General features: G+C 58.5%; 5 protein-coding genes and 1 pseudogene. 3 read left to right on the top strand and 3 right to left on the bottom strand.

What is annotated here, in order from left to right; all coding sequences use genetic code 11:
* The 3 genes and pseudogenes from CBY09_RS20880 to CBY09_RS20870 all read left to right on the top strand — a co-directional run.
* A pseudogene (locus tag CBY09_RS20880) lies at positions 1-1,338 on the top strand (hypothetical protein); the annotation flags it as partial.
* 187 nt (positions 1,339-1,525) lie between these two features.
* Positions 1,526-4,645, top strand: coding sequence for a UDP-N-acetylmuramoyl-tripeptide--D-alanyl-D-alanine ligase (locus tag CBY09_RS20875; protein ID WP_094291477.1), 3,120 nt, complete (start codon positions 1,526-1,528; stop codon positions 4,643-4,645).
* A complete protein-coding gene (locus CBY09_RS20870) occupies positions 4,642-5,586 on the top strand; it encodes a hypothetical protein (protein ID WP_133066321.1) in 945 nt (314 codons plus the stop codon). The genes CBY09_RS20875 and CBY09_RS20870 overlap by 4 nt, the downstream gene beginning before the upstream one ends.
* A 38-nt stretch (positions 5,587-5,624) precedes the next feature.
* On the opposite strand, the gene CBY09_RS20865 is transcribed toward CBY09_RS20870, so the two are convergent.
* The 3 genes from CBY09_RS20865 to CBY09_RS20855 are packed head-to-tail and all read right to left on the bottom strand — an operon-like array spanning position 5,625 to position 12,157.
* On the bottom strand, positions 5,625-6,944 hold the full coding sequence (locus CBY09_RS20865; RefSeq protein ID WP_094291475.1) for a serine/threonine protein kinase: 1,320 nt from the start codon (positions 6,942-6,944) through the stop codon (positions 5,625-5,627).
* 51 nt (positions 6,945-6,995) lie between these two features.
* Complete coding sequence (locus CBY09_RS20860; RefSeq protein WP_133066320.1) at positions 6,996-8,810, bottom strand: hypothetical protein; 1,815 nt, start codon at positions 8,808-8,810, stop codon at positions 6,996-6,998.
* Entirely contained in the window at positions 8,807-12,157 is a 3,351-nt protein-coding gene (locus CBY09_RS20855) for a hypothetical protein (RefSeq protein WP_133066319.1), read from the bottom strand. Before CBY09_RS20855 ends, CBY09_RS20860 begins: the two co-directional genes overlap by 4 nt.
* Positions 12,158-12,167 lie beyond the last annotated feature (10 nt).

Below are 12,167 nucleotides of genomic sequence, written 5' to 3'. Positions count from 1 at the left end.
GATGCCGATGCCGATGCCGATGCCGATGCCGATGCCGATGCAGATGCAGATGCAGATGCAGATGCAGATGCAGATGCAGATGCCGATGCAGATGCAGATGCAGATGCAGATGCAGATGCAGACAGTGATAGCGATTCGGATTCCGACAGTGACGATGACGCCGATTCGGATAACGACGCCGACAGCGACGATGACGCTGACTCGGACAACGATGCTGACTCGGATAACGACGCTGACAGCGACAATGACGCCGACAGCGACAACGACGCTGATTCGGACAACGACGCCGACAGTGACGATGACGCTGACTCGGACAACGACGCCGACAGCGACAACGACGCCGATTCGGACAACGATGCTGACTCGGACAACGACGCTGACAGCGACAATGATGCCGACTCGGACAACGACGCTGACAGCGACAATGATGCCGACTCGGACAACGATGCTGACTCGGATAACGACGCTGACTCGGATAACGACGCTGACTCGGACAACGACGCCGACAGCGACAATGACGCCGACTCGGACAACGATGCCGACAGCGACGATGACGCTGACTCGGACAATGACGCCGACTCGGACAATGACGCCGACTCGGACAACGACGCCGACAGCGACAACGACGCCGACAGCGACAATGATGCCGACTCGGACAACGATGCTGACTCTGACAACGACGCCGATTCGGACAACGACGCCGATTCGGACAACGACGCCGACAGCGACGATGACGCTGACTCGGACAACGACGCCGATTCGGACAACGATGCCGACAGCGACGATGACGCTGACTCGGACAACGATGCTGACTCGGATAACGACGCTGACTCGGACAACGATGCTGACAGCGACAATGACGCCGACTCGGACAACGATGCCGACAGCGACGATGACGCTGACTCGGACAACGACGCCGACAGCGACGAAGAGCCTCCTCAAGCCATGTCTTTTGCGGCTCGCACGGGTGGTGCAGGTGACGACGAGGAAGATGTGCCATCCGACAAGGGTGACTCTCCCCCCGGATCAGATGTCACCCCAGAGTCTCTTGACCTCCTGGGTGAAGAGGAGGACGGGCTTGGTGTGCCACCAGTTGCGTCGAATGAGGCGTCACCGCCCACAGAAGATTCGTCGAGCAGCGAGCCCATTGCATCTGAAGACCTTCTGCCAGACGAGGAGGAAGTTGCCGGTGTGCCGGGTAGCTCGGGAGGCTCAGGTGGTGGAGCAGCTCCGTCCGACGGAGGCGGGGGGCAATCCATGGATGTAGGAAGCGATCCCGGCGCTGATTTGGTAAATCAGATTGCTCAAGAGATGACCCAAGGTGACAAGCCCATGTGAACTGAACCGCGCATGGGTTCTTGAGCACCGCCGTGAAAGGCGGTGCTTTTTTTTGTGCGCACCAATGGCTATGCTGTGTGCTTGCGTCAGGCGGTCATCTGGGCAATCTGGCAATGTGCTTTCTGGGCGCGTGTGTTTGCTGTGACTTGGTGTCTGGTCTGAGGTACCCAAACGGAGGTCTTTGCCCATGGCTTTGATGGCAAATGCGCTGGATACTTTGCATGATTCCGTGCGTCAGGAGTGCCTGGAGTCCCGTCCTGGCGATACGCCATTGATTCTTTTCTTTTCTGTGTGCGATTCGACGAAGCGCGCCAAGATTCTGAGCGCAAAAGGCGAGGCGTTCGATGAAGCCTGGGAAAACGGGAGGGCTCAATGCATGGCGTTGCCCATAGCGGATAGTGGTGAAGTATGCGAGGGCCCGTTGTGGTTGCGCATAGATGTGCCGTGGCATGTGTGGTGTTTGACGTGGGGCGAACTCAAACAGCGGCTTGCATCCACCAAGCGCAACTATTTTCGGTACGGAATCTCCCTGGATGAGCGCTTCGAAAACGCGTTTCTGGAGATGGAGGTCAATGCACATGCAATGTTCTACCCGCGGGGTGAAACTCCTCATGCAGTACTCAACGAGGGTAACTTCCTTCTGCATGCAAAAACCCGTTATGGACTGGAAGGGGTCTGCTTTGACGACGGGCAACCGGTGTGGATCTTTGAAACCCGTAGCTGGTTTGCAGACGGCCAATCAAGTTATCCGCTGATTGGTGGTGTTGGGGTAGATGCGGGGCGGCGAGAATTCACTGCCTGGAATGGGGCTGCCCTACTCGATGTGGTGGCTGGTGGGGCGGACCATCTAGCCCATCAGGTTGGAGATGATGGCCGGTTCGTTTACGGATTCTTCCCGTGCTTCGGTCGGCGAATTGAGAGCTACAACGCGTTGCGTCACGCCAGCACGCTGTTCTCCATGGTGGACGCTTGGGCTTTGTTGCGGTCCGATACCTTGTTACGGGCGATCGAACGCGCGTTGAGCTACATGCGAAGTGCACTTGTTCGGGTCTATGCGCAACCAGATGGCGACTCTATAGCGTACCTGGTAGACGAAGGTGGGGAGATCAAGTTGGGCGGCAGTGCGGTCGCGCTGCTGGCCTTGGTGCGCTTTGCCGAGGTGACGGGAAGCAATGAAGACGCCCCATTGATGGAGCAACTGGGGGCCGGCATGCTGGCGATGCAGAACCAGCGAACTGGGCAGTTTGTCCATGTTTTGAGTGCGGAAGATCTTTCTGTCAAACAAGCGTTTCGCATTGTTTACTACGATGGCGAGGCCGCATTTGCATTGATGCGCCTGTATGCGCATACCCATGAGCTGCGCTGGCTCAATGCCGTGGAAAGAGCCTTTGAGCACTTTGTAGCCGCTGAGCACTGGCGCAACCACGACCATTGGCTGGCCTACTGCACAGAGGAGTTGACGCGGTACTCGCCGCGAGAGAGCTACTTCATCTTTGGCCTGCGTAATGTGTTGGACCATCTCGATTTCGTGCTGGAGCGTGAAACCACATTTCCTACGCTGCTGGAACTCATGATGGCAACCCGAGCGATGATTGAACGGTTGCGCGCTCTTCCAGAGCTTCGATACTTGCTGGCGATGATTGATGAGTCCAAGTTTGAGCGAGCCTTGCATTTCCGCGCCAAATACTTGCTCAATGGTTTCTTCTGGCCCGAGTGGGCCATGTTCTTTCGGGAGCCGCACAAGATTTGTCGGAGTTTTTTTATCCGGCACCATGGCTTCAGGGTTCGGATTGACGATGTGGAGCACTACCTCTCGGGGCTAGTGGCCTACTACCGTGTTTTTTTTGGATCCTCGCAAAAGCGCGGACCGATGCGATGGACTGCGCAAAGTATTGCAGCGGTGACTGGTGGCACATGGTGGCGCCCGCCCGGCGCGGAGTTTTCTGGAGCGGGAGGCGCCTGCACCTGGCCTCCCGCCATGCGGGAATGCGATGTGGTTTTTGTCAGGAGGCCGGGTTGCAAGGGCGGCATGCCCGAGTCGCTGCTGGCAGCGCTGCCGCTGGCCCCTGCTGCGATCGTTTGCGTGGACCCGGGCCACATTGCGGCGCTGCAATCGGGTGCGTTGGTGGATGTTCCCGTGCTTGCGGTAGAGGATGAGTCTGCAGCGTTGCTGGCTATGGGCAAGGCGGCACGTGAGCAGATGAAGGCATGTTTTGTGGGGGTTACAGGTAGTGCTGGGAAAACCACCACGGTGGCTATGCTGGCGCATGCACTGGCCGACTTTGGAAAAGTCGGCATGGCACGCGAGAGTGCCAATCTTCCTCACGGTATCGCGTGGAATTTGGCTTCTCTGCCTGTCGATGCGGACTATGTCGTGATGGAGATGGCTGTAGGCGATATGGCTCTTAACACCCGCCTGGTCAGGCCGGACGTTGCCGTATTTACGAATGTGGGGCCGGCGCATCTCAAGTATCACCACTCGGTAGCAGAGATCGCGCGCAAGAAATCACTGATGTTTGGCGGCATGTTGCCGGGGAGTGTTGCCGTTCTCAACCGCGATATGAACGAGTGGCAGATTGTGCATAAGGCTGCGTTGAGGCGGAATCTGAGAGTGGTCACTTATGGGAAGCACCCTGAGTGCGATGTGAGGCTAGACGCCTTTGAGCTGGGGCTTGCGCAAGTTTTTGCTTTTGGTGAGCGAGTTGAAGTACGTCTTTCGGCACAAGGGGAGCACATGGTCCTGAATGCCATGGCCGTGCTGGCGGTCGCTGGGGTTGTGGGTCGGGATGTGAAGCGTGTAGCCGCGTCGCTGAGCCGATTCCTTCCTTTGCCTGGACGCGGTGAGCGCCACACTCTGGCTTGGGATGGCGGATGCAAATTGGAATTGGTGGATGAGTCCTACAACGCGAATCCCTTGTCCATGCACGCTGCGCTGGCGGCCGTCGCGAGGACTGGTTCGAGCCGATTGGTACTTGTTTTGGGTGACATGTTGGAACTGGGTGAAAACGAAGCGTCGATGCACCTGGCGCTGAAAGAGCCTATTCTCGCGACCGATGCCACGTTGATCATTCTTGTTGGAGCGCTCATGCAGGACTTGGCGCTGGAGGCGTGGCCTCCTGATTGCAAGGTTTTTCATTTCGATACTGTGGAGCAGGTGGGCGAGTGGGTGTTCCGTCAATTGCGGGGCAATGATCTGGTGTTGGTGAAGAGCTCAGCGGGGACGCGGCTGTCCGACTGGGTGAAGCGTTTGAAGGCGCATTCCGCTGCTGCAGCGCGAGTGCCGATGCCAAACGCGGATTGGATATGACGATGGGCTGGCGCTCCCGATTTGGCTGGACAGCCGGGCTTGCCGTCCTGTGCTGCTCAAATGCATTCTCGGACTGGCGAGCACCGAGGGAGGCACTGGATCAGAGAGTCACAGAAGGTTCGGTGAATGTGTATTTCACGCGGTATGGGAGAGATGCTTTTGATGCATACAAAGTGTCTCTGCTGCAGGCCCAGTTGGCGGCGGCAGCTCTCTTTTTTGAGCAAGAGCTTGGCCTGCAGTCTCCGTTGAAAATGCCGAGATACCAAGGCCAGATTCGACGCATTGATGTACACGTCCTTCAGTTGGCTCGTGGAAATGGTAGTGCTGGCGATGCGGCCATTCAGTATCGGTACCGCAAGTTTGGCGAGCAAGAGGGGCGAGCGCTCACGTTGACCATAGGCGCTCATTGGGAGCCTCCCAACCTGACTCCGGCGCACGAACTCTTCCATGCGTACCAGTATGGGTACACTTTTTTCAAGAATTCTTGGTTCCTAGAGGGGTTGGCGCGTTCCTTGGAAAACGCCATGGAGGGAGTCTCCGGAGCCGAAACTGCGTTGCCAAAAAATGTGAGCGAGTGGCAGCTGCTTGTCCGAGAGTCCTATGGTGCGCACCTTATGTGGAGCCGACTTATGCGGCTTTGCGAGCCTGCTTGCAAACCTGTGCTTAAACCCTTTGCGAAGCCTTGCGGCGCCCCTTTGGTAAAGGCAACCTTGGAGGCACTTGGCGAGGTGCAAGCAACAGTCACCAAGGTGCGCGGGCTGAACCCGGCTGATTGGCCAGAAGACGAGCAGCGCAATGTGGCTAACGTTCCATACATGGCCCAGGGCTTGCGGAGCGCTATCGCAAGAGCTTGCGCTGCACCTCGTTCCGAAGAACTTCAAGAGTTTGAGCGACTTCTTGTCCAGGCTACTGAAGCGCCCGCATTGGAAAAGCCACGCTGAGGGAGCTGTGCACAGCAGTTGGTGATGGGCCATAGACATCAATGGATGTCTGGTGTCTTTTTACATTGATCCTGTTTTTGCAGTGCCTTGATCGCGGCTGGGTGACCACTCTCTGCTGCCAGTTCCAAGGCCAGTCTGCAGGACAAAGGAGGGAGGTGGCGCGCCAAGAGTACGAGCGCACCCGCTTGGCCCGTGGATGCTGCAAATTCCAATTGCTTTCGTGTAGGTGATCCCGGCGAGCAGGAAGCACCCTGTCGCAACATGGCTTTGGCGAGTCGGTAATGAGCTGCGGGGCTGCCAGCTTCTGCTGCGGATTGCAGTAGCTGGTGTTTTCGGCAGGCATGTTCTGCATCGTCGGGGAGTGCCTTGGCCAGCAAGCGTTGCGCCCTGGGGTATCCTTGTTTTGCCGCAGCTTCAAGCCAAGCCAAAGCGGCCTCTGGTTGCCCGGTGTCGAGCAAACGATTAGCCAACTCACATTGAAAAGTTGTGGCTCCGTGCTCGGCGCCCAGTAGCAAATAGTCTTGGCCGACGATGGCCTCGAATTCGATGGTTTCTCTTTCCGCGTTGACCGCGATAGAGGAGCATGTTTTCTTCAACTGGGTTAGATCGTATGCAATATTGCGCAGTGAAGGGCTGTGGGCGAGCCATTGCAGTGCCACAGCGCTGACTTCCCGTGGCAAGTCGCGGGGCCACCGTGGTTGCTCCAGAAGGTGGGCGACGGCCCAGTAGTGCTTGTCTTTGACTTCGCTGCAGTGGAATGGCTCGCGTCCGGTGGCTAGATACACGGCCAGCCAGCCCAGCGAGTAAAAGTCGCTGCCAGGTCCATGTTGGCCAAAATAGCATTCGGGGGCCATGTAGCTGGATTTTGCGCGCAGTGTTTCGCTGGGAAGCTCATGGGTGAACTCGCTGGCCCCCCAGTCAATCAACGATACACGATGGCCCTCCAAAAGAATGTTGGAGTGCTTGATGTCCTTGTGTAGAAGTCCTTTGGAGTGGGCGTGTTGAAGGATGTCCAGCAGCTGCTGGACGATGCCCAGCGTATCTGCACTTGAGAGCGGGCCGGTGCGGCGCACATGGTAGTCCAGCCGGACTCCTGGCATGAGGGTCGTGACCATGCACAGTTGCCCACGTTGGTCGCGCCCATGGTCTATCAAGGCTGGAACCCCTGCAAACCCGTCGAGTGCAATCAAGGCACGCACTTCTCTCAATAGGGTGTTGACGTGCGTGGGATTCTTCAGGATCTTGATGGCAAATTTTCCCGGGAGGTCTGGGTGTATGCAGCGATAGGTTTGCGCAAGGCCACCTCCGCCCAGGCGGTCCTCAATCCGGTATTGCCAGGGGCCCAATGATTGAAGCATAGGGGTGACGTTGTGGTGCCAGGTGGGCGCTTCGATTCTGTGGCGTATTTGTCAGGCTTCTGGACCAGGCCAATGGCCTAGTAGACGCGCATAGAACGATGCGACATGCTGAATGGTGTCGATGCGAAACCATTGCCTTGTGTACTTGAAACGGATCCCTCCAAGGCTGCGCGCCGGGTTGCGCGCCGAGTAGACGGCGGCTGGGGTGTTGACAAGATGCAAGGTGGCCCAAGCGCCTAAGCACAGTGCGGGCCATATTTCCTGTGCTATGTCCATTTGTCCAGCTTTCAGGGCCAACTGGTAGGCGCCCATCAAGCCCTCCATTCGGGCGCCATCGGAGTACGGATAGTCGCCGAATCGATAGTAGAACCCGCCGGCGTAATCTGGGTAGGGGGCTGTATCTACCTTGTACATCTGAGCCACCATCTGGCGCGCATCTGATACGACAAAGTTGAAGTAGTCTGCCTTGCGCATTGCGGGAAAGTCCCACAACTCTTTGATGCCCATCATCAGCCACGCATCTGATGGAACATTCGTGTATTGGTCCGCCCTCTCTGTGGGGCGGATGTTGATAAGGTAGTGCAGGGCCCGATGCAGATGGTTGAAGTAGGGCGTCCGCTCAGTCTCACCGATCAGGTGCAAGTAGCGAGCAAGGCCGCAAATGGCCTCGCCGGGGTAGTAGAACGAAAAGTAGTTTGCGTTTCGCCTTTCGTCGATGTTTTCGTCGAGATAGATGTTGTAGTAAATGAACTCGCCGCTTGCGGTGATCTGTTGGATCAGATGCCGGGCCAGCCTTTGTGCCCAAGGGTGGTAGCGTGTGTCTCCGGTAGTGATTTCGTACTCTGCCAACAGGTAGAGACCTAAGCCGGTGCCGCCCAGCTTGGCCTTGCGCTCGCTGTAGATGTAGGCGGCTTCTCCGGTATCAGTGGCGTATGTCCTGGCCTGTGCAATCAGGAACTCGATAGCGCGACGAGCACTGTCGTAGCTGCGGCGTTCTCCTCGCAGTTGGTCGCTGTAGAGGCAGTTGAGCGCTCCTCCGCTATGTCGCAGGATGTTGTAGTACGGGTTGGTTTCCGGGTCGCGCGTGGGGTGCTCATGGTCGCGTCGGCTGTCGGTCGCCGCGTCGTAGTAGTAAAGGTAGGTTCCGTCGAGGTTCTGTTCACGCAGTACATGGTCCACAGCGAGCATGAGAGCCTCGGACAGTTTCTCCCGCGTGAGTGGACCTATCAGGGGCATCCCCCGGTAGAGGCGGTGAAAGTGGCCGTCGATCCATAAGTAGCTCTCCGAGTGGAAGCGGGCACAGTGTGCCTGCGCAACGGTCTCAGACCCAAAACTTGAACGCAGATGCGCACGCAACTGCTGCAGTGACATGATCGAGTAGACGAACGCATCCCCCGGCAGGAAGAGGTGGCGTTTTCCGGCGTTTGTGCGCAACTCAATGCCTTCTAGACCCACTTCAAAGTGCCGGTCCCCTCGAAGCGTCATGCCCACTTTGCCCAGATCCATGGGGGTGGGGGGATCAGCAACAAAATCGAGTTGCAAGCGCACTTTTTTGTGGCCTGCCAAGGCTGAATACCTTGGGTGCTTGACGAGCCGCTGAAGCGCACGCTCCAGGCCTTTTTTCCCTCCTCCTTCGCGGCTGACCAGCAATCGTGGTTGTCCTGGGGCATACAAGACAACAGCAACGCGGACGCCCTCTTGAGGAAAACAGGTGCTGGTGAAGGTCTCTAGCGCCCTGGAGAATTTTCCTTCAGGCCTTTGAAGGTCTTCCAGCAGAAGCTCTCCAAATAGATGCTCCGCCGGCCCTGGCTCAAAGCTGGGCATGCGGGCGTGAGGCGCCTCGAAGACTTCGGGTGAGTAAGTCATGTTGGTGCCCATGTGTGCAGCAGGTCTGCCATCGTCGGCGCGAAGCGCAGCTTCTGGGGCTCGGGGTGGCTGTTATTTACGAGGTCCTTGCACGCATCGTGTTGCGAGGGATTCAGGCCCACGATGGTGATACTCGCGGCGCGCAGCAGATGAAGCACGGCAGCAAGCCGGTCTAGCGTACGAAAGTCGTCTGCCAGCACAACACAATGATTGGGTTGAGCCAGGGTGATCTCATCGATTCGCCACATGGTAGGCAGCAGGATGCCGCCAGGCGCACCACTACCTATGGTCGAAAGTCTGGCAAGCGCTAGCGCCGTGCGATGCGCGTATTCTGTGGTGCTGGGTGTTTGAAAGACGCAATCCAGGTCCATCTGCGATTGGTTCACCAGCGCTGCGATAGGCGGGAAAGGTCTGCTCCCTCCGCCGAGCAGGACGGTCACCGATCGGTTGCTGCGTGCGCGTGCGGATTTCGCAAGCTGGTACAAGCTATGCGTTGGATCCTCGCTCAGGAGAAAAGGCATCCATCGTGGCAGCTCGGGTGGCATGACGGCGCTCATGACAGCCTGAGCTCCTTGTAAGAATGCTTCTCGGGTGCGGTGCTCGATGTGCTGGATGGCTGCAAGGCTGTTTGCTACACCTTCAACGATCACCAATTGCCCTTCGGGAGATTCACCCTCAATGGCAATGCGAGAGGGATCCCAATGCCGGGGATATCCTTTTCCAATCCAGGTCGCGCCAGCGACGACCGCCAGTGTTTCGGCCGTCCAGGCATCATCAGCCACGTATGCTTTTTCGGCAGAAGTCTTGCAGAGCCCCAGCAGCAATGGGCTATCCAGATGGTCTGTGATGCGCAGTTGCAGTGATTTCGTACTTGATGGAGCGTTGTCGGGTGGAGTGGACGCCATCTGCACAAGGGCTGGATCCCAGCCTTGTGCGACCAGCTGATCCCGTGTGCTGATGCTGTCACTCAAGGCTTCTTCGGAAGGCTGGATGCACCATGTGTGGCGATAAGGCGCGAGCAGGGCAGACCACTGGGCCAACATCTTGCGCATGGGCTCGGAGTCTTGGCAAAACACCTGCAGGCAGGTGGTCGGTGCGGGGGCAAGCAGGCGCAGCAGATGGCTCCCTGCCTCGGTGGCCGAGGTGGGGACCTTCAGAGTCCAGGGCGTGATCTTTGGCAAAGCGGTAGGGTCAACCTGCGGAGCGCACAGCAGCGCGAGTGATTGCAGGGTCGGCAAGTCGCATCCCAGCAGTCTCATGGCTGCCAGGGCGTACGCGATCGTCTGCGTCTTGCCGACTGGGGGTGTTGACTGCTGAGCTGATGGGGGGATAGTCAGCAGCAGTTGCCAATCACCAGTCGCGGGCGCTAGGTAGAAGGACGCAGCGCCCGCCGCATTTGTGACCGTGAGGACGGCCTCGCCACCGTGGAGGCGATGTTGTCTCAGCCAGCCGGATTCGGCGTAGAGCGCTGGTGCTGGCAGGCACGCGACGGTGGTATGGGGCGGCATATGTGCCGTTGCGGCCCGCAGTGCCAAGGACGTGGCGTCAAACACTACGCCATTGTTGGCTGTGTCGCACACCATGCGGTAGAGCTTGGCCTGGATGCCGGGCAGCATCAGCTCCTTTTCCAGAGCGCGAAAGTCCCCTTCTTCGTCCACAAGAATCGCCACAGAGTGCTGTTGCACAGGCATGCCTTCCCGCGCTAATGCACTCCAGGGCAACGGCAGCACCAGTGCATCGATCTCTGTGCGGCTCAGCCACCCACCGACCCAGGCGCGTACAGCCCCATGGTGCGATGGCAGAGGGGCAGGAAATGGGTCGCGCAGGTTGTCTGCTACGCGGGCTTCAACGCCAGTCATGCGCAGCATGTTGGACAACATGTCCGCGCAGAGTTGCTTGCCGTAGCGACCTACCACGCACACCACGGGAATGTTGCTGGACTGTCCGGCGGAAACGGCCGAACGCAGTATGTGGCGCGCGACGGGACGGGGGGTGCCGAGATCGGGAAAACGGTTGATATCGAGCCCAGGACCGGCGTTGACTTCAACTATGGCGGTTTCTACTTCTGTCCACGGGCGTGTTATGTTCGCCGAAACGAGATCGACGCCAGCGAAATCGAGCTGAACTGCCGCAGCGGCTTGTTCTGCCAGGTGCTTTACAGAAGGATGGATATCTCCAGAGACATCCCGTGCGAGAGAAGACGGGCACGCAGCGCGGCGCAGCACCACCACTGTTCCGGCAGGAGGTGTGCTGTCTGGCCCCAAGTTTTGGTCTGACAGGGTTTGCAGGACCTCGGTGTCAAATGCAATGGGGGCAATGAAGATGCCATCCCTTCCATGCGACCGGTTGGACGCTTCCACCAGCTCGGCCACCGTGCATATGCCGTCTCCGGTCACGCAGGGGTGCAGGCGTTGGGCTGCTGCGACGCAGCGCCCTCCGATCACAAGCAGTCGGTAGTCTTCGCCAATGACCTGTTTCTCCACAATGATCTCGGGATATAGATCTGCCAGCGCTTGGTACACCTCTTCCACGATGGTGACTGTGCGCAGCATCGTGAAGACGCCTTGGCTGGCGCGTGAGCCCGAGGGCTTGAGCACGACAGGGAACCCCAGCTTGATTGCCGCTTGGGCGGCCTCGGCCGAAGAGGTGACCCGCTGTTGTGCGGGAACCGGGAGGCCTGCTCGGACCAACGCAGTGCGTGCGCGGATCTTGTCACCGGCGAGGTCTTTGCCCAGATGGCTGGTGTTCGCGCTGTAGGCGTTGGCCATCAGTTGGGAGCTTGGGCCTTGGCCCACGCGGTAGTGGGCGCGGTGAAGCCCCCCTCCGACTTCGCAGTGCAAACCCATTTGCCTTGCGGTCAGCAACCTGTCTTGGGCGTGGTAGTGGCTGGTGCGCGGGCGCAGGTCACACAACGTCATCCACAAGGGATCTCCCCATGGGGCAGCTCCGCCCGCATTGAAGGCAACGCGGGTCAAAGCCAGCGCCATTTGCGCCAGGGCTTTGGCGGACTCTGGGGTCATGATTTCGAGAGTGACCTCAGTGGCGGACTCTGAAAGTGGTGTGATGCGGTGTCGGCTGGCAACATGGCGCGCAGCCCTGAGCAAAGCCATGGCGAATGTTGCAAAAACATGGCCGGGGTCTGTCGATCCGAATTCAATGATCAGGGGGCGTGGCGTTAGATGGTTGTGGGGGTAGCCTTTCAGGCGCTCCCAAAGTATCTCGGGTGTCGTTTGGGGGGGGGCGTGCTCATGGGTCAGAACGACGCGCAGGCAGTCATGCCACGCCGCGAGGCTAGGCCCAGGAAGCACCTGGACGACCTGGAGCTGGAATTCGGGAGACGTGGCCATTGCGGTTGTG

It is taken from the genome of Acidovorax kalamii, assembly GCF_002245625.1.
Lineage (GTDB): Bacteria > Pseudomonadota > Gammaproteobacteria > Burkholderiales > Burkholderiaceae_C > Acidovorax > Acidovorax kalamii.
This window is presented reverse-complemented; position numbering and strand designations above follow the sequence as displayed.